At 39.7% G+C, this 17,325-nt stretch carries 17 protein-coding genes and 1 riboswitch; of the genes, 16 read left to right on the plus strand and 1 reads right to left on the minus strand.

Annotated features, from left to right (window positions below; translation table 11 throughout):
- From argB to NY014_RS03665, 7 genes are all read left to right on the plus strand, one after another.
- The gene (argB, locus tag NY014_RS03635; RefSeq protein ID WP_259413169.1) at positions 1-801 is read left to right on the plus strand and encodes an acetylglutamate kinase; all 801 of its coding nucleotides are present in this window, start codon (positions 1-3) and stop codon (positions 799-801) included.
- Positions 801-1,877: a M20/M25/M40 family metallo-hydrolase gene (locus NY014_RS03640; RefSeq protein WP_259413170.1), complete on the plus strand. Its 1,077-nt coding sequence runs from the start codon at positions 801-803 to the stop codon at positions 1,875-1,877. The genes argB and NY014_RS03640 overlap by 1 nt, the downstream gene beginning before the upstream one ends.
- Positions 1,878-1,881: 4 nt before the next feature.
- Positions 1,882-3,219: an argininosuccinate lyase gene (gene argH / locus NY014_RS03645; RefSeq protein ID WP_259413171.1), complete on the plus strand. Its 1,338-nt coding sequence runs from the start codon at positions 1,882-1,884 to the stop codon at positions 3,217-3,219.
- Between the two features lie 80 nt (positions 3,220-3,299).
- Positions 3,300-4,844, plus strand: coding sequence for a SulP family inorganic anion transporter (locus tag NY014_RS03650; RefSeq protein WP_259413172.1), 1,545 nt, complete (start codon positions 3,300-3,302; stop codon positions 4,842-4,844).
- Positions 4,841-5,494 (plus strand): carbonate dehydratase, encoded by a 654-nt coding sequence (gene can, locus NY014_RS03655; RefSeq protein WP_259413173.1) that lies wholly within the window; start codon positions 4,841-4,843, stop codon positions 5,492-5,494. Before NY014_RS03650 ends, can begins: the two co-directional genes overlap by 4 nt.
- Positions 5,495-5,569: 75 nt before the next feature.
- Positions 5,570-5,680, plus strand: a riboswitch (SAM riboswitch).
- Between the two features lie 132 nt (positions 5,681-5,812).
- Complete coding sequence (locus NY014_RS03660; protein WP_259413174.1) at positions 5,813-7,117, plus strand: O-acetylhomoserine aminocarboxypropyltransferase/cysteine synthase family protein; 1,305 nt, start codon at positions 5,813-5,815, stop codon at positions 7,115-7,117.
- A 2-nt stretch (positions 7,118-7,119) separates the two neighbouring features.
- Positions 7,120-8,181 (plus strand): homoserine O-acetyltransferase family protein, encoded by a 1,062-nt coding sequence (locus NY014_RS03665; RefSeq protein ID WP_259413175.1) that lies wholly within the window; start codon positions 7,120-7,122, stop codon positions 8,179-8,181.
- A 7-nt stretch (positions 8,182-8,188) separates the two neighbouring features.
- Here the strand turns inward: NY014_RS03665 and NY014_RS03670 are convergent, their stop codons facing one another.
- Positions 8,189-8,632 (minus strand): DUF2147 domain-containing protein, encoded by a 444-nt coding sequence (locus NY014_RS03670; RefSeq protein ID WP_259413176.1) that lies wholly within the window; start codon positions 8,630-8,632, stop codon positions 8,189-8,191.
- Positions 8,633-8,754: 122 nt separating this feature from the next.
- Here NY014_RS03670 and pdeM point away from each other — a divergent pair, with 122 nt between their 5' ends.
- The 9 genes from pdeM to NY014_RS03715 all read left to right on the plus strand — a co-directional run bounded on the left by pdeM (position 8,755) and on the right by NY014_RS03715 (position 17,275).
- On the plus strand, positions 8,755-9,399 hold the full coding sequence (pdeM, locus tag NY014_RS03675; RefSeq protein ID WP_259413178.1) for a ligase-associated DNA damage response endonuclease PdeM: 645 nt from the start codon (positions 8,755-8,757) through the stop codon (positions 9,397-9,399).
- 55 nt (positions 9,400-9,454) lie between these two features.
- Positions 9,455-10,345 carry a cell division protein FtsX gene (locus NY014_RS03680; protein WP_259413179.1) on the plus strand — a complete coding sequence of 297 codons (891 nt, stop codon included), beginning with the start codon at positions 9,455-9,457 and terminating at the stop codon, positions 10,343-10,345.
- Between the two features lie 3 nt (positions 10,346-10,348).
- Positions 10,349-10,552 carry a DUF3098 domain-containing protein gene (locus NY014_RS03685; protein ID WP_135070902.1) on the plus strand — a complete coding sequence of 68 codons (204 nt, stop codon included), beginning with the start codon at positions 10,349-10,351 and terminating at the stop codon, positions 10,550-10,552.
- Between the two features lie 14 nt (positions 10,553-10,566).
- Positions 10,567-11,259, plus strand: a complete 693-nt coding sequence (gene truB, locus NY014_RS03690; protein ID WP_259413180.1) for a tRNA pseudouridine(55) synthase TruB — start codon at positions 10,567-10,569, stop codon at positions 11,257-11,259.
- Positions 11,246-12,169 carry a bifunctional riboflavin kinase/FAD synthetase gene (locus tag NY014_RS03695; protein ID WP_259413181.1) on the plus strand — a complete coding sequence of 308 codons (924 nt, stop codon included), beginning with the start codon at positions 11,246-11,248 and terminating at the stop codon, positions 12,167-12,169. Before truB ends, NY014_RS03695 begins: the two co-directional genes overlap by 14 nt.
- Before the next feature lie 11 nt (positions 12,170-12,180).
- Positions 12,181-12,876, plus strand: a complete 696-nt coding sequence (locus NY014_RS03700) for a CoA transferase subunit A (RefSeq protein WP_259413183.1) — start codon at positions 12,181-12,183, stop codon at positions 12,874-12,876.
- 33 nt (positions 12,877-12,909) lie between these two features.
- Entirely contained in the window at positions 12,910-13,566 is a 657-nt protein-coding gene (locus NY014_RS03705) for a CoA transferase subunit B (RefSeq protein WP_259413184.1), read from the plus strand.
- A gap of 59 nt (positions 13,567-13,625) precedes the next feature.
- Positions 13,626-13,970, plus strand: coding sequence for a gliding motility protein GldC (gldC, locus tag NY014_RS03710; RefSeq protein WP_259413185.1), 345 nt, complete (start codon positions 13,626-13,628; stop codon positions 13,968-13,970).
- 302 nt (positions 13,971-14,272) lie between these two features.
- The gene (locus NY014_RS03715) at positions 14,273-17,275 is read left to right on the plus strand and encodes a TonB-dependent receptor (RefSeq protein ID WP_259413186.1); all 3,003 of its coding nucleotides are present in this window, start codon (positions 14,273-14,275) and stop codon (positions 17,273-17,275) included.
- The last annotated feature ends 50 nt before the right edge of the window (positions 17,276-17,325 follow it).

Below are 17,325 nucleotides of genomic sequence, written 5' to 3' on the forward strand. Positions count from 1 at the left end.
ATGAAAATTTCCGTAATTAAAATCGGAGGAAATGTCATTGACAATCCAGAAAAACTGGAAGAATTTCTCCAACAATTCGCCAAGTTTCCGGGCTATAAAATCTTGGTTCATGGTGGAGGGGTTATGGCTTCCAGATTTGGTGAGTCTCTTGGTGTAATGCCAGAAATGGTGGATGGAAGGAGAATTACTGACAAGGACACCTTGGATATCGTGACTATGGTATATGCTGGATTGATCAACAAAAACCTGGTAGCTTCACTCCAAGCCTTAGGCGTCAATGCGATTGGGATGACCGGTGCTGATGGAAATGCAATTCGTTCAGAAAAACGTCCTTTCAAGGAAATTGATTATGGTTTTGTAGGCGATGTGAAGGAAGTAAACACATCCATGATCCGTCATTTATTGGATGCTAATTTGGTTCCCGTTTTCAATGCAATTACGCATGATGGAAATGGGCAACTCTTGAATACTAATGCCGATAGCATTGCTTCAGCCGTAGCGACAAGCTTATCAAGAGGCAATGAGGTTAACCTTTATTTTTGCTTCAATAAGGCTGGCGTTTTAGTCGATGAGAAAAATGAAAACTCAATTATCCCATTGATCAATGAGGATATCTACGCCGAACTCAGAAAGGAAAATGTGATCCATTCCGGTATGATTCCAAAGCTAGATAATGCATTTGCAGCTTTGCAAAAAGGCGTAAATCATGTTTGGATAGGTAAAGCAGAAAACCTTTTGCTTTCTACAAAAGGAAAATTATCAGGAACCGTCATTGAACGGCATCGCTACGATTTATACTGATGGATAACTTTGAACTCGTCACTGAAGAATGTATTCAGCTGTTGCAAGAGCTGATTTCTATCCCTTCATTTTCCAAGAAAGAGGAGGAAACAGCTACAGCAATCAGCAAATTTTTAGTCAAGAAGGAAGTTGATTTTGAGCGTTTTGGAAATAATATTGTTGCTTACGCTAAACCTTTTGACACCAACAAACCAACAGTTTGGCTGAATTCCCATCATGATACTGTAAAACCCAATAAGGCATACACTCGAGATCCATTTTCACCGGACATTGAAGAAGGAAAACTGTTTGGTCTAGGCTCTAACGATGCAGGTGGTCCACTTGTCAGCCTATTAGGAGCGTTTTTGATTTTGAGAGAAAAAGAACTCCCTTTCAACCTTGTTTACATTGCTTCAGCCGAGGAAGAAATTTCAGGTAAAAAGGGTATTGCAATGGTTCTAGAGCATTTGCCTGAACCAGAATTGGTGATTGTAGGTGAGCCTACTCAAATGAAAATGGCTTTAGCTGAAAAGGGCTTAATGGTACTTGATGCTGAAGTATTTGGGAAGCCTGGACATGCAGCGAGAAATGAAGGAATTAATGCTATTTATTTGGCATTGGATGACCTTGAAAAGGTCAAAAACTTTGAATTCAAAAAGATTTCACCCTATCTCGGAAAATCAAAAGTAACTGCAACTATCATTCAGGCTGGCAGCCAACATAATGTTGTTCCTGATCTATGTTCATATACCTTGGATGTCCGAGTGACAGATGCTTATACATTAGAAGAAGCGCTTGAAGAACTGGAAAATTCCCTATCCGCTAAACTTATTCCTCGTTCTCTCCGCCTTCGAAGTTCAAAAACTCCAGATGATCATCCAATTATTCGGGCCTCTGCGAAATGTGGAATGGAAACTTTTGGAAGCCCTACTTTATCAGATCAGGCGCTTATCCCCTATCCATCCGTAAAAATCGGCCCCGGTGATTCAGCCCGCTCCCACAGCGCTGACGAATTTATTTACGTCCGTGAAATTGAAAAAGCTGTGGTTGATTATGTTGTTTTGCTAGAAAAATACGCTCAAATCAAATCAGAATAGAATTATGAAAATTTGGCAAAAAGCCAGTGGAAATAAAAAAGAGGTAGAACAGTTTACCATCGGAAGAGATCCGGAGTTTGATATAATTCTAGCTCCTTATGATGTCTTGGGTTCCATGGCACATGCTGCGATGCTAGAAAAAATCGGTCTTTTAACTTCCGAGGAAAATCAAAGTCTTCAAAAAGGACTAAAAGAAATCTACCAAGAGATCGAGAATGGTGAATTCCAAATTGAGGAAGGAGTTGAGGATGTGCACTCTCAGGTGGAGTTTTTGCTGACTAATAGACTTGGGCCAGTTGGGAAAAAGCTACATTCTGGAAGAAGCCGAAATGATCAGGTTCTAGTTGATTTGAAATTGTACTATCGTGCTGCAATTCAAGAATTAGTAGCTGAAATCACCGATTTAGGGCTTCTTTTAAGCCAACTTTCAGAAAAACACCAATCTGATTTGATGCCAGGCTACACGCATACACAATTGGCTATGCCTTCTAGTTTCGGGCTTTGGTTTGCTTCTTTTTTGGAAGGGTTGGCAGAAGATCTTCAACTTTTGAAAACAGCTTTTGACCTTTCCAATAAGAATCCTTTGGGATCAGCAGCAGGATATGGATCAAGTTTTCCACTTGACAGAACGATGACCACCCAATTACTTGGATTTGCTGACTTACATCATAATGTGATTAATGCTCAAAATAGCCGTGGAAAGACAGAACGTACCTTAGCCTTTGCCATGGCTGGAATAGCAGCAACTTTGAATAGAATGGCAGATGATATTTGCCTGTTTATGAATCAGCATTTTTCTTTTGTGAGCTTTCCTGACGAATTGACAACAGGATCCAGCATTATGCCTCACAAAAAGAATCCTGATGTATTTGAATTGATCCGAGCCAAAACCAATCAGATTCAAGCTGTTCCTCAGACCATTTCTCTTTTACTGACCAATTCAACAACTGGATATCACCGAGATTTACAATTGCTTAAAGAAGAGGTTTTTCCGGCATTGGAAAGTCTAAAGGATTGCGTGCGAATGACCACTTTTATGCTTCAATCCATTCAAATCAGAAAAAACATTCTAAACGATCCTTTTTATCAACATGTCTTCTCCGTTGAAGTTGTCAATGATTTGGTTTTGAAAGGAATGCCTTTCCGTGATGCCTACAAAAAAGTAGGTCTAGATATTGAGTCAGGGGATTTCAATCCAGATCAAACACAAGTTTCCCATAGTCATGAAGGAAGTATTGGGAATTTGAACTTGGAAGAAATCAATCAAAAACTTCAAAAAGCCATTCGATCTTTTGATTTTGAAAGTGTAGAAAACGCTGTGAATAAATTGATTGGCAAATGATTGTTTGATCTCTTCTTGAAAATAAGCTAGGATTTACCTTATATTAGTTATAAGTAAATCTTATCTATTTTCAATCCATTATGCCCCAGTACTTTTCCACCTCATCTTTAAAATATGACCTCAAGGCTTCTCTAGTCGTATTTTTGGTCGCCCTGCCTCTCTGTTTGGGGATTGCAGTTGCAAGTGGTGCACCTCCTATGTCCGGACTGATAGCTGGGATTGTTGGAGGAATCATTATTGGATCACTTTCAGGTTCACATGTAAGTGTGAGTGGTCCCGCAGCTGGATTAACAGTTATTGTTTTGGATTCAATTTCCACTTTAGGAACATTTGAATTGTTCCTAGGGACTGTAGTTGTAGCAGGGATAATCCAATTGATTTTCGGCCTGTTGAAAGGCGGAATTTTGGGTTATTATTTTCCCCACTCTGTAATCAAGGGAATGTTGACGGCAATAGGATTGATTTTGATTCTAAAGCAAATACCACATGCTTTGGGTTGGGATAAAGATGCCATGGGAGATATGGCTTTTCTTCAATTAGACAATGCGAATACTTTTTCGGAAATCTGGTACGCCATTCAATATTTTTGTCCAGGAGCAATTCCCATTACCATAATTTCCCTGTTGATCATTTTCTTTTTTGAAAGGCCTAAAATCAAGAATAATCCTATTCTAGGAATAGTGCCCGGTGCTTTATGGGCTGTTGTTTTTGGAATTTTGGCAAACCAGTTTTACGCTATTTACATTCCAGATTGGCAATTAACAGGGGAACATTTAGTAAATATTCCGGTGGTTGAAAAGTTAGAAGATTTTGCTGGCTTAGTCACCTTTCCAAGCTTTTCTATGATTACAAGTGGGGATTTTTGGGTGATAGCTTTTACCATTGCAGTTATAGCAAGTATTGAAACTTTATTGAGCATTGAGGCGGGAGATAAAATGGATCCAAAGAAAAGAGTGACTCCTGCTTCCAGAGAATTAGTAGCGCAAGGAATTGGAAATTCTGTTTCTGGATTGATTGGGGGTTTACCTATTACAGCTGTAATCGTAAGAACATCTGCTAATATTGCCTCTGGTTCGAAAACCAAATTAGCTGCCATTTTGCATGGTGTTTTATTGTTGGTTTTGGTAATTGGAATTGCTGGCGTTTTAAACCAAATCCCTTTGAGTTGTTTAGCTGCAGTTCTATTTATGGTTGGCTTTAAGCTAGCAAAACCAGCAATTTTTGTTAGTGAGTATGAAAAAGGACTCAATCAATTTTTACCATTTATCATCACCGTATTTGCCATACTTTTTACAGACCTGCTGGTTGGGATTGGTATTGGTCTTATCGTTGGAGTATTCTTTGTAATGCGAACGAATTATCGAAAATCCATACAAATCACAGAGCTCCATGGAAGATATCTAGTCAAACTTCAAAAGGATGTCTCTTTCCTGAATAAAGCTCCCCTTCGCAAAGCGCTGGAAACTATTCCAGATGGAAGCGAAGTGATCATTAATGCCACCAAAGCCCAATTTATCGACCATGACATTCAGGAAGTATTGAATGATTTTATCAATTCCGCTCCCGAAAAAAACATTGAAGTCGATACGGAAGGATTAAAATACAACCTAGAAGAAACACTATGAATGATTACGAAAAGCTCCTATTACAAAACAAAGCCTGGTCAGAGGAAAAAACCGGAATCGACGTCAAATTTTTTGAACGTTTGGCCAAGCAACAGAAGCCTAAATTTTTGTGGATTGGTTGCTCGGATAGCCGTGTTCCTGCCAATGAAATCACTGGTACAGATCCAGGTGAAATCTTCGTTCATCGAAACATAGCCAATATGGTTGTGCATACTGACCTTAACCTATTATCTGTCTTACAATATGCAGTTGAAGTTCTAAAGGTTGAGCATATCATCGTATGTGGACACTATGGCTGTGGGGGTGTTGAAGCAGCTCTTTCCAATAAACATTTGGGCTTGATCAATAAATGGCTTCGAAATATCAAGGAGGTTTATCGTTTATACAGAGATAAAATCGATATGATAGAAGATCAAAATGGAAAGCTTGATAAATTAATTGAATACAATGTGATCGAACAATGTCAAGATCTTATCAAGACTTCTATTATTCAGAAAGCCTGGATGGAGCGTAAAGCCCCACACATTCATGGTTGGGTGTACGGAATCAAAGATGGCTTGGTAAATGAACTTGTTTCCATTCCTGCAGATTTCGATAATATTGACCCTATTTTCCGATATAGTGAGGAACAATTAAAAGTACCTCATTAAAAATTTCTTTTCGGCTTTGCTTTGATTTGTAAAAATGGGACACTTACTTTGAAGTGTCCTTACTTTTTTGGTGAGGATTTATAAAGAAGAGGCGAGAGACAGGCTCTACGACCCTCTGGCAACCTTCCAAAGTGGAAAGGTGCCAAATCCTGCCGGGTGAGATGGTCTCACTTGGAACTATAAATTCTTCACGATATGACGATTTATACCCCACTTATTTCCCCTTTTTCTTCAACTCTTCATTCGATGTTTAGAATCATACTTTGATTCTAAGGGGTTCACTGTATTCTTTTTTCTAACCTTTAATCCTTATTAATTATGTCTACCAATTACAAATTTGAGACACTTCAGCTTCATGCTGGTCAGGAACCTGACGCTGCTACCAATGCAAGAGCAGTTCCGATTTATCAAACCACTTCTTACACTTTCAATTCTGCTGAACATGGGGCCAATCTATTTGGCTTGAAAGAATTCGGGAATATTTATACCCGGATCATGAACCCAACTACAGATGTATTTGAGAAGCGAATCGCAGCTTTGGAAGGTGGTGTTGCAGCTGTTGCTACCTCATCCGGACAAGCCGCTCAGTTTCTAGCTTTAAATAATATTCTTCAAGCAGGCGAAAACTTTATTTCCACCTCCTTTCTCTATGGAGGAACATACAATCAGTTTAAAGTTGCTTTCAAACGAATTGGAATCGAAGCGCGCTTTGCAAAAGGAGATCAGCCGGAAGCTTTTGAAAAACTAATTGATGAAAAAACTAAGGCTATTTACCTAGAAACAATTGGAAATCCAGAATTCAATATTCCTGATTTTGAGGCAATTGGAGCTTTGGCAAGGAAGTACGATATCCCATTAATCGTAGATAATACTTTCGGAGCAGGAGGTTACTTATTCAGACCCTTAGATCATGGTGCCAATATTGTCACAGCATCAGCTACTAAATGGATTGGCGGTCATGGTACATCCATTGGAGGAGTAATCGTAGATGGAGGTAATTTCAATTGGGGAAATGGAATATATCCTCAATTCTCTAAACCATCCGAAGGCTATCATGGATTGAATTTCTGGGAAGTTTTCGGTGAAAATAATCCTCTAGGCCTACCAAATATTGCATTTGCTATCCGTGCTCGTGTAGAAGGGTTGCGGGATTTTGGGCCTTCTCAAAGCCCTTTCAATGCTTTTCTTTTATTACAAGGTTTGGAGACACTTTCACTTCGTGTACAGCGTACAGTTGATAATGCTTTGGCTTTAGCAGAATGGCTGGAGAAACATCCTAAAGTTCGAAAAGTAAATTATCCTGGACTTGCCTCTTCCCCTTATCATCAATTAGCGAGAAAATATCTAAGAAACGGATTTGGTGGAGTTTTGAGTTTTGAAGTTGAGGGTGAAAAAGAAAAGGCTACCGAGTTCATAGATAGCTTGAACTTGATCTCTCACCTCGCAAATGTAGGAGATGCTAAAACTTTGATCATTCAACCATCAGCTACTACTCATCAGCAATTAACTGAAGAGGAGCAATTGGCTTCTGGAGTCACTCCAAGCTTGCTTAGACTTTCTGTAGGAATTGAACATATTGATGATATCAAAGCTGATTTAGAACAAGCATTCGATAAAATCTAACCATGAACCTCACCCACCCGATCGTAAACATTGATATGCGGACTGATATTTTCCAATCAAAAATCCCTTTTGAGCTTGAATCAGGCGAAGCTTTGCCTGAATTAGAATTGGCTTATACAACGTATGGACAGTTAAATTCTTCTCAAGACAATGTCATCTGGGTAGTACATGCTTTGACAGGAGATAGTCGAGTTGGTGATTGGTGGAGCGGTATGGTGGGTGAGGATCAGTTTTATGATCCAGCGGATTACTTTATTATCTGTGTGAATTTGCCGGGATCCTGCTATGGATCAACCAACCCTTTGTCCTCAAATCCCAAAACAGGGAAGAATTATTATTATGATTTTCCCTTGTTAACAACCCGAGACATGGCAAATGCTTTGGAATTGATTCGCCAATCTTTGGGAATCAATCAAATCCATACGTTACTGGGAGGATCTTTAGGGGGACAAGTTGCATTGGAATGGGCCTATATTTTGGAAGACCGATTACAAAATTTGGTGATTTTGGCATCAACTGCGAAATCTTCTCCGTGGGTTATCGGATTTAATGAAACCCAGCGAATGGCAATTGAGTCGGATTGCACTTGGGGTGAAGAAATTGCAGATGCAGGTAAAAAAGGACTAGAAACTGCCAGGGCAATAGCTATGATGAGTTATAGACATCCTTGGGATTTTGCAAAGAAACAGGAAAGTCCTTCAGGAACTCTGGATAATTTCAGATCCTCTTCCTATTTGAGATATCAGGGTCAAAAATTGGCAAATCGATTTACTGCTTTTTCCTATTGGATACTCAGTAAGGCTATGGATAGTCATGATTTAGGTCGTGGTAGAAATGGTTATCAGGAGGCCTTACAAAAAATAAAGGCCCGAACCTTGGCTGTTGGCGTAGATACGGACCTTTTATTTCTTCCTGAAGAATCTGTAGAAATCGCAAAACATATTCCCAAGGCAAGCTATAGAGAAATCAAATCCACTGCTGGACATGATGCTTTTCTTATTGAATTCGAACAGTTACGATATATTCTTCAATCCTTTTATGTAAGCCATGGATCAAAAAATTGAACCAAGGTCAATCTTTTGCCTTGGTCCACTCAACTGTTCTTCCTATCCAAGAAAAACCCATATATCCGGTTACTTCCAAAACATCGGTGTTTAAAAGCTTGATTTCACATGAATAGGTATTGCCGGATTTAGGGTCGTAAATCTTCCCTCCTTTCCAAGCTCCATTCTTGTATTGAAGACCTTCCAAAATGGTTAATCCCATCAAAGGTCTTTTGCGAAGTTTTTCATCATCATTTTGATCATCCATCGCTGGTACACCATTCCGCTCTGGTTCAAGAAGCCAAATGATTTTCCCCATAAATTCCTTTCCATTTTGGGTAATTTGAACCTTGGCGGTTTTCTCTGTATTGTACCAAACTCCCAAGATTGATTCTTCACTTTGGGCAAAACCTTTCTGAACGGTAATTAAAAATACCAATGCAAAAATTGAAGCGAATTGACGTACTTTCATAGTTTAGGTGAATTTGAAAATAAAATCATTTTAGCTTTGAATTTGTTTTGAATTCGGCTCAAAAATCATCTGAGCCAATAACATTCGAATTTATCATCCATTTTAGTGAAAGAAGGGGAAAAATGCTACTAAGGCACGAAAATGTAGAATTAGAACTTTTGAAAGAAAAGGCGATTTGGTGGTCTGCGGAGCGAACCCTGTTCATTTCAGACCTGCATTTTGGAAAAGCTTCTCATTTTCGGAAGTCAGGGATTCCTATTCCAGAACCTATCCACCACAAGGATTTATATAAACTTCAGCAGCTATTCCAAACCTACTCTCCCTCAAAGGTTTATTTCCTAGGAGACTTATTTCACAGCGATTGGAATGAATCCTGGGAAGAACTGATGGATTTTTTGTCACGGTTTGAGGAAATTAATTTTTACCTGGTGAAGGGGAATCATGATATTCTGCCTCGAAATATTTATGAAAATGCTCCATTTGAACTTTTAAACCAGCCTGTATTCATTGAACGCTTGGTTTTATCCCATGAACCATTAAACGAAGTTCAGGAAGGTTTTTTAAATCTTTGCGGCCATATTCATCCGGGTGTGCGACTAAAAGGTTTAGGGAGGCAATCCGTTCGAGTTCCTTGTTTTTACAAAAACAATCAGACATTAATTCTCCCTGCATTCGGAGAGTTTACAGGTTTGGCTTTGGTTCAAGCATCTTCAGATGCTTCTATTTTTGGAATTACTCCATCGAAGGTATTTCCTATCGTTTCTTAAAATGATTGGCAAAATCCTTGGGGATGTTTAGCTTTGACTTGAATTTGATTTTTAAATGGCAAATTATCCTCGAAAAAAGAAACGACTAGGTCATTTTAAGTTTGGGAGTGTTCTATTTAGCACTACCCTTTCCCTTTTTATCGTTGGGCTCTTCGGCACAATCCTGATACAGGCAAAAGGGCTGACAAGTATGATTCGGGAAAATATCGAAGTGCAGGTCTTCCTAGATAAGAATTTATCAGATGCTGAACTTCAGGAATTGGAGAATAACCTAAGAAATAGGCCTTTTGTACTTCGAAAAGATGATTCTGTTTCTTTCCGTTTTATTTCTGACGAAGAGGCAGCTCAAACTTTTATCGAAAGTACAGGCGAAGATTTTACCAAATTTCTCGAAGACAACCCCCTACGGGACAGCTTTGTGTTTACTGTGGCAGAGGAATTTCAAACTTCTGAACAACTGGATCAAATAAGTCAGGAAATTCAATCTCTTGAAGGAGTATTTGAAGTTTCCTACATGACAGATTTGGTTGAATCAATCAATAAAAATCTCTTGAAAATCAGCTTAGTAATGGGAGGTTTTATCTTGATTTTGGTGATTACGGTAGTCATGCTTATTAATAATACTATAAGACTCGCATTATTTTCTCAGCGCTTCCTTATTAGGTCCATGCAATTGGTTGGAGCTACAAGAGGATTTATTAGAAAACCTTTCTTGGTTCGTTCTTGGGTATTCGGAATGATCGCAGGCCTGATGGCTTCTTTTATTCTTTATGGATTGATCTCTTATACCCAATCGGCGATAGAAGGATTTGCCCTACTCCAAAATCAAGAATTGCTATTTGCCTTATTTGGCGTATTGATTTTGGCGGGAGGTATATTATCTGTTCTCAGCACGTTGAGAGCTGTAAATAAGTATTTAAACATGTCATTAGACGAACTATATTAAGCTATGAGCAAAGCTTCATTTCCATTTTCTAAGAAAAATTACAAGCTGATGTTTATTGGCATTGGTTTAATTATTTTGGGCTTTGTCTTGATTGCCTTAGATCCTGAGCAGCATGGCAATGGTGTTCTTGGACTTACCATTGGCCCAATTGTAACCCTGAGTGGATTTTTGTTTGAGATTTACGCCATTTTGGCCAAATCTGAATAAAACTCCCCTACTTCATGAATACGCAGCAAGAGGCTTACGCTGAACTCTTCTTAGTAGACAAACCCTTAGAGTGGACTTCTTTCGATGTGGTAAAGAAGATTCGCAATGCTCTTAAAATCAAAAAAGTAGGGCATGCAGGAACATTAGATCCTTTGGCGACCGGATTACTGATCGTCTGTGCAGGTAAAATGACCAAGCAGATCGAGACTTTCATGGGAAAGGAAAAAGAATATACCGGAACATTCGTTTTGGGAAAAACCACGGAGTCTTATGATTTGGAAAAGCCCGTTATTGATGTCGCTGATCCTTCTCATCTGACACTGGAAGATATTCAAAAAGCAGCGGAACAATTAACTGGGGATATTCTTCAAGTTCCTCCTATGCATTCGGCTGTAAAAGTGGATGGAAAGCGGGTTTATGAATCTGCAAGAGCCGGGAAATCACTAAAGCTTGATCCAAGACCTGTACAGGTAAGAGAATTTGAGATTACCAGATATGAAGGAGATGAAATTGATTTTCGGATTTCTTGTTCCAAAGGAACTTATATTCGAAGTCTAGCCCGAGATTTGGGAGAAATTCTTCAGGTTGGTGCTTATATGAAATCCCTTTGCCGAACTCGAATCGGAGAATTTCATCTATCGGAAGCTCATTCGCTCCCTGAATTGATTGAAACCATAAAATCCCGTCATACACATGAAAATCTATGAAGGACTGAGTGAATTCAAGGCTGTTCCCAATCCGGTAGTTACTAGCGGAACTTTTGACGGGGTGCATCTTGGTCATCAAAAAATCCTTCATCGAATCCGAGAAATAGCGCGCTCAATTCAGGGAGAAACTATCCTATTGACTTTTTGGCCACACCCAAGATTGGTCTTATATCCTGAGGAACATAACCTAAGGCTTCTTTCAACTTTTGAAGAAAAGACTAAACTCCTTCGACAATTTGGAATTGATCATTTGATTACCATTCCATTTACTAAGGAGTTTTCTCAAATGACTTCCAAGGAATTCATTCAGAAAATCCTTGTCGATAAAATCCATACCAAGAAATTGGTTATTGGATACGACCATCGCTTTGGGAAAAACCGGGAGGGTTCATTTAATTACCTACAGGAACATGCATCTGATTTCGGCTTTGAATTAGAAGAGATTTCCCGACAGGATGTGGATGCTATTGGAGTTTCAAGCACCAAAATTCGTAAGGCACTGGAATCCGGAGATATTCAAACCGCAAACTCCTTTTTGGGCAGGTCGTATGAATTAAATGGAATAGTTATAAAAGGACAGCAAATAGGCCGATCAATCGGCTTTCCTACCGCTAATGTACATATTCCAAATAGTTACAAACTCATCCCAAAAGATGGAGTTTATGCTGTAGAGGCTGAAGTAAATGGTAGCTTATTCAAGGCTATGCTGAATATTGGGAATCGGCCAACTGTAGACGGAACCCAAAAAAGTGTAGAAACGCATCTCTTTGATTTTCAAGGAGATCTTTATGGCAAACAATTAACCATTTATTTGAAGGCATATCTTCGAGAGGAACAAAAGTTTGAAAGTCTTGCAGCACTTCAGGCTCAACTGTTGAAAGATCAGCAGCAAGCGAAAATGTTACTATAAACTCAAAAATAATGATAAACAAAACGGTTAAAGATGCCCGCGAAGCCGTCAAGGATATCCCTAGTGGAGCCTTTTTAATGATGGGTGGATTCGGGTTATGCGGAATCCCTGAGAATTCGATAGCAGCTCTCCTCGAAAGGGACATCAAAGATTTGACTATTGTATCAAATAACGCAGGAGTTGATGACTTTGGAATTGGTCTTCTCTTGAAAAAACGCATGGTTAAGAAAATGATTTCAAGCTATGTAGGAGAAAATGCGGAATTTGAGCGACAATTACTCAGTGGAGAATTGGAGGTTGATTTGATTCCCCAAGGAACATTAGCTGAGCGCGTTCGTGCAGGGGGAGCTGGTATTCCAGCCTTTTTTACTCCAGCTGGTGTAGGAACCGAGGTAGCAGAAGGAAAAGAAACTCGGGAATTTGACGGCAAACTCTATTTAATGGAGCGTTGGTTACGAGCAGATTTCTCCCTAGTTAAAGCTTGGAAAGGAGATACGGCTGGTAATTTGGTTTTCAAGGGAACAGCTAGAAATTTCAATCCTATGATGGCGGCAGCAGGGAAAATTACCATTGCCGAAGTGGAAGAATTGGTTCCAGCTGGTGAATTGGATCCAAATCAGATTCACACACCTGGAACCTATGTACAGCGGATTTTCCAAGGGGAAAATTATGAAAAGCGGATCGAGCAAAGAACCACAAGATCCTAAACCATTATTTCGTAAACCCAAATATCCAAAGACATGCTGAGCAAACAACAAATCGCCCAAAGAATAGCTAGAGAGGTAAAAAATGGGCAATACATAAATTTAGGGATTGGAATTCCCACCCTTGTAGCCAACTATATCCCAGAAGATCTTGAGATTGTTCTCCAATCTGAAAATGGCTTGTTGGGAATAGGTCCCTTCCCTACTGAAGAAGAAATTGATCCGGATTTAATTAATGCCGGAAAACAAACGATCACCATGGTAAAAGGATCAGCAATCTTTAATTCGGCTGATTCTTTTGCTATGATTCGAGGAGGTCATGTACACCTAACTATTTTAGGTGCGATGGAAGTTTCTGAGAATGGAGACATTGCCAACTGGAAAATACCCGGAAAAATGGTGAAAGGAATGGGTGGTGCGATGGATTTGGTAGCTTCCGCAGAAAATATCATTGTTGCTATGCAGCACTGCTCCAAAAGTGGAGATTCCAAACTTTTGCCTGAATGTACCCTTCCAATCACAGGAATTCGTTGTGTAAAAAAAATCGTCACCGACCTGGCAGTTTTAGAAATTCATCCCCAAGGAGGCTTTATTCTCAAAGAACGGGCTCCTGGTGTAAGCGTAGATGAAATCAAGCAAAAGACAGCAGGAAAACTCATAATAGAAGGAGAAATTCCTGAAATGATCTTCTAATACCTTTTCTTCGAAAGGTTTAGCTTGGATTTTGGAAAGATCAGTTTCAAATTTGCGGCATGAAAAAATCAGAGATTAATTTTCAAGTCGAGCTGGATAAGGATAATCTTCCTAAAGAAATCCTATGGAGTGCAACAGATAAAGAAGATGAAGGTGCGGAATCTACACGAAGTATCAGTGTAAACGTTTGGGACAACCTAAATCAAAGTACGCTGCGGATAGATTTGTGGACTAACGAAATGTCTGTAGTCGAAATGAAACGATTTTATATAGACATCATTGGAGGAATGGCACAGACTATTCTCAACAGCACAGGAGACGAGTATATGTCGGAGGAAATGAAAGACCTCTGTGATCGACTCGTGAGACATGTTAATGAAGAGAATTCAAGAAATAACCGCTAAAAGCAAGAAAGAGTCTGGAAAAATCCAGACTTCTTTTTTTTTATCAGCTTATTCACTTTTTGATGATTTTCTAATAAAAATCTTATCCAACTGATAAATCCTTAATTTTCAATACATATCCTTAATTGTTTTCTTAAAAAGCCGGCTAGTTTCCATTTTAGGTGAAAATTTTCCAAAAAATTACCTGAATGATTTTCTTTTTTATTCCATTGAATATTCACTTTTTGATATAAATTTCGACTGCAAAAATAGCTTTCACCCAAAGGCTGCAAGCTTTAATCAATTAAAATCCAAATTAGCCTATGAGCAATTTTACTTCAAAATTCCAGAGGACGGTACTACTCTGTTTCCTTTTGGTTTCCCTGGGAATGGGAAAAGTTTTTGCCCAAACAACTATCTCCGGAACAGTTACGGACGCAGAAACTAAAGAAACACTGGTCGGAGTAAACATCATCGTTAAAGGAAAAGTAATTGGTACAATTACAGACCTTGATGGAAAATACTCCCTCAATGTAAATCAAGCTCCTCCATTCACTTTGATTTTCTCCATGGTTGGATACAGCAGCCAGGAAGTCGAAGTCACCGGTGGTATGAGCACCTTGGATGTTCAATTATCAGAAGCCACAGTTTTGGGACAAGAAGTGGTGGTTTCGGCATCCCGGGTTGAAGAAAGCGTCATGAAATCTCCTGTGTCTGTTGAAAAAATGGACATCATCGCGATTCGTGAGGCACCTCAGGCTAGTTTCTACGATGCCCTTAACAACCTAAAGGGAGTGGAAATGAGTACTCAATCGCTCACCTTTAAATCTTTCAATACCCGTGGATTTAATGCGAATGGTAACGTAAGAACCGTTCAAATGATCGATGGTATGGATAACCAGGCACCAGGTCTTAACTTCTCAGTAGGTAACATTGTAGGTATTTCCGAATTAGACCTAGAGAGTGTTGAATTACTTCCAGGTGCATCTTCTGCCCTATACGGTCCGAATGCCATAAACGGTATCCTGTTGATGACTTCTAAGAATCCATTCCAATATCAGGGCCTTTCTGCAAATGTTAGAACAGGTATCATGAGCGAAGATGGACGATCTACAGCTTCAACTGGATTTTATGATTTCAGTGCTCGTTATGCAAAAGCTTTCAATGATAAAGTAGCTTTCAAAGTAAACTTGCAGTACTTGAAAGCAGATGACTGGCAAGCAAATGATTTCCGAGATCAATCTTTATTGAATGGATTTGGAATTGCGAATGGTACTCGTGAAAACAACCCTGGGTACAATGGTGTAAACGTTTATGGTGACGAAACCAACGTGAACATGTTCTCTGTAGCTCAAGGAATGGTTGCTGCAGGTGTTCTTCCTGAAGCTGCATTAGGTATTATCCCTTCTAATGTTAATGTATCCAGAACAGGTTACTTCGAGCGAGATGTAGCTGATTATGGAACAAAGTCTTTGAAATTGAATGCTGCTTTGCATTGGAGATTAAATGACAGAGTAGAAGCTATTCTTCAAGGTAATTATGGATTTGGTACCACAGTTTATACGGGTGCTGATAGATATTCCATCGCGAACTTCAATCTAGGTCAGTACAAAGCAGAACTTCGAGGTGCTAACTGGTATTTGAGAGGATATACTACTCAGGAGCGTTCAGGTGATGCTTATGCAGTAGGTATCGCTGCTCAAGGTATCAACGAAGCTTGGAAGCCAAGTACGCTTTGGTTCCCTCAGTATGTTGGTGCTTATGTACAAGGTATCCAAGGAGGTCTATCTCCTGACCAAGCTCACGGTGCTGCAAGAGCATTTGCTGATCAAGGCAGATTTATGCCAGGTACAGCTGAATTTAACCAAGCTTTGGCTGATGTAACTTCTAGACCAATTCCTGGAAATGCTTCAGGTGTGGGTGCTCAATTTGTGGACAAGACCAATTTATATCACGTAGAAGGTTCATACAACCTACGCGACCAAATCAAGTTTGCTGAGTTTGTGGTAGGTGCAAACTATCGTGTTTATCAATTGAATTCAGAAAAGACTCTTTTCGCAACTGACGAAAATGGAAACGAATTCAGCATCAAAGAATACGGTGGTTATGCTCAAGGATCCAAGTCTCTATTTGATGACAAATTCAAATTGACTGCTTCTGTTCGTTACGATAAGAATGAAAACTTCGCTGGTCAGTGGTCTCCACGTGTATCTGGTGTATACTCTACAGGAAATCACAATTTCCGAGCTTCTTATCAGACAGGTTTCCGTATCCCAACTACACAAGATCAATACATCGACTTGTTAACTCCTCAAGCTAGATTGTTGGGTGGTCTACCTCTTTTCAGAGATCGCTATAACTTCAACACCAATCCAGTTTATACCCTTACCACAGTTCAAAACTTCGGAGCTGGTGTAGGTGCTGACGTTTCTAATCCTGCGATTATTCAAGCAGCGATTCAGCAGGCTACTCAAATCGTTCTTCAGCAAGTTGCAGCTGGTCAAATTCCTAATGACCCTGCCGCTATTGCTGCTGCATTACAAGCTTTGACTCCTCAATTGGTTCCTGTGTTGGCTGCTCAAAACAACCTAGATTCTCTTCAGCCATTTGAATTGACTGAATTTAAGCCTGAGCGGGTTAAGTCTTTCGAAGTGGGTTACAAAGGAATTTGGGGTAACAGACTATTGGTAGATGCTTATGCTTACTTCAACCGATTTGAAAATTTCATCGGTGGTCAGGTATTGGTACAAGACGGCGATCCTAACACAGGAAGCCAAGGTCCTAACCCAATTACTGGTTTGAACCTTATCGGTGTAGGTCCTGGAGGTAGAAATGTATTCTCTATCCCTGTTAACAGAACTGAGATCATCAAGTCTTGGGGATGGGCTTTGGGCTTGGATTACAAGTTTAACAAAGGCTACACCTTGGGTGGTAACGTTTCTTACAATACCCTTTCCAACTTGGATGAATTGGCAGAAACTGGATTCCAGCCTTCTTTCAACACTCCTGAATACCGTTATGTAGTAAACTTTGCAAACCGTGAAGTTTGGAAGAACTTCGGTTTCGCAATGGCCTACAGATGGCAGGGTGAGTTTGTATGGCAGTCTTCTTTCGTAGGACCTGCTGTATCTGCCGGCCAACTTTCTGTAATGCCAGCATTCGGAACCTTCGATGCTCAAGTTAGCTACAAGTTGAAAAGCTTGAAGTCCATCTTGAAAATCGGTGGATCCAACTTGTTCAGCAATGGATATCGCCAAGCTTGGGGTAACCCAACTGTTGGTACCATGTACTTCGTGAGCTTGACATTCGACGAGTTCTTGAACTAATAAACAATCAACCACCAACCCTAATAAAAAGACCGCTGTATGGCGGTCTT

The organism is Algoriphagus limi, assembly GCF_024919275.1.
In the GTDB taxonomy this organism is placed as follows: domain Bacteria; phylum Bacteroidota; class Bacteroidia; order Cytophagales; family Cyclobacteriaceae; genus Algoriphagus; species Algoriphagus limi.

Bases quoted from the DNA above. Each gene is read 5' to 3' on its own strand.
- argB (WP_259413169.1), top strand. From the start codon at position 1: ATGAAAATTTCCGTAATTAAAATCGGAGGAAATGTCATTGACAATCCA.
- NY014_RS03640 (WP_259413170.1), top strand. From the start codon at position 801: ATGGATAACTTTGAACTCGTCACTGAAGAATGTATTCAGCTGTTGCAA.
- argH (WP_259413171.1), top strand. From the start codon at position 1,882: ATGAAAATTTGGCAAAAAGCCAGTGGAAATAAAAAAGAGGTAGAACAG.
- NY014_RS03650 (WP_259413172.1), top strand. From the start codon at position 3,300: ATGCCCCAGTACTTTTCCACCTCATCTTTAAAATATGACCTCAAGGCT.
- can (WP_259413173.1), top strand. From the start codon at position 4,841: ATGAATGATTACGAAAAGCTCCTATTACAAAACAAAGCCTGGTCAGAG.
- NY014_RS03660 (WP_259413174.1), top strand. From the start codon at position 5,813: ATGTCTACCAATTACAAATTTGAGACACTTCAGCTTCATGCTGGTCAG.
- NY014_RS03665 (WP_259413175.1), top strand. From the start codon at position 7,120: ATGAACCTCACCCACCCGATCGTAAACATTGATATGCGGACTGATATT.
- NY014_RS03670 (WP_259413176.1), bottom strand. From the start codon at position 8,632: ATGAAAGTACGTCAATTCGCTTCAATTTTTGCATTGGTATTTTTAATT.
- pdeM (WP_259413178.1), top strand. From the start codon at position 8,755: ATGCTACTAAGGCACGAAAATGTAGAATTAGAACTTTTGAAAGAAAAG.
- NY014_RS03680 (WP_259413179.1), top strand. From the start codon at position 9,455: ATGGCAAATTATCCTCGAAAAAAGAAACGACTAGGTCATTTTAAGTTT.
- NY014_RS03685 (WP_135070902.1), top strand. From the start codon at position 10,349: ATGAGCAAAGCTTCATTTCCATTTTCTAAGAAAAATTACAAGCTGATG.
- truB (WP_259413180.1), top strand. From the start codon at position 10,567: ATGAATACGCAGCAAGAGGCTTACGCTGAACTCTTCTTAGTAGACAAA.
- NY014_RS03695 (WP_259413181.1), top strand. From the start codon at position 11,246: ATGAAAATCTATGAAGGACTGAGTGAATTCAAGGCTGTTCCCAATCCG.
- NY014_RS03700 (WP_259413183.1), top strand. From the start codon at position 12,181: ATGATAAACAAAACGGTTAAAGATGCCCGCGAAGCCGTCAAGGATATC.
- NY014_RS03705 (WP_259413184.1), top strand. From the start codon at position 12,910: ATGCTGAGCAAACAACAAATCGCCCAAAGAATAGCTAGAGAGGTAAAA.
- gldC (WP_259413185.1), top strand. From the start codon at position 13,626: ATGAAAAAATCAGAGATTAATTTTCAAGTCGAGCTGGATAAGGATAAT.
- NY014_RS03715 (WP_259413186.1), top strand. From the start codon at position 14,273: ATGAGCAATTTTACTTCAAAATTCCAGAGGACGGTACTACTCTGTTTC.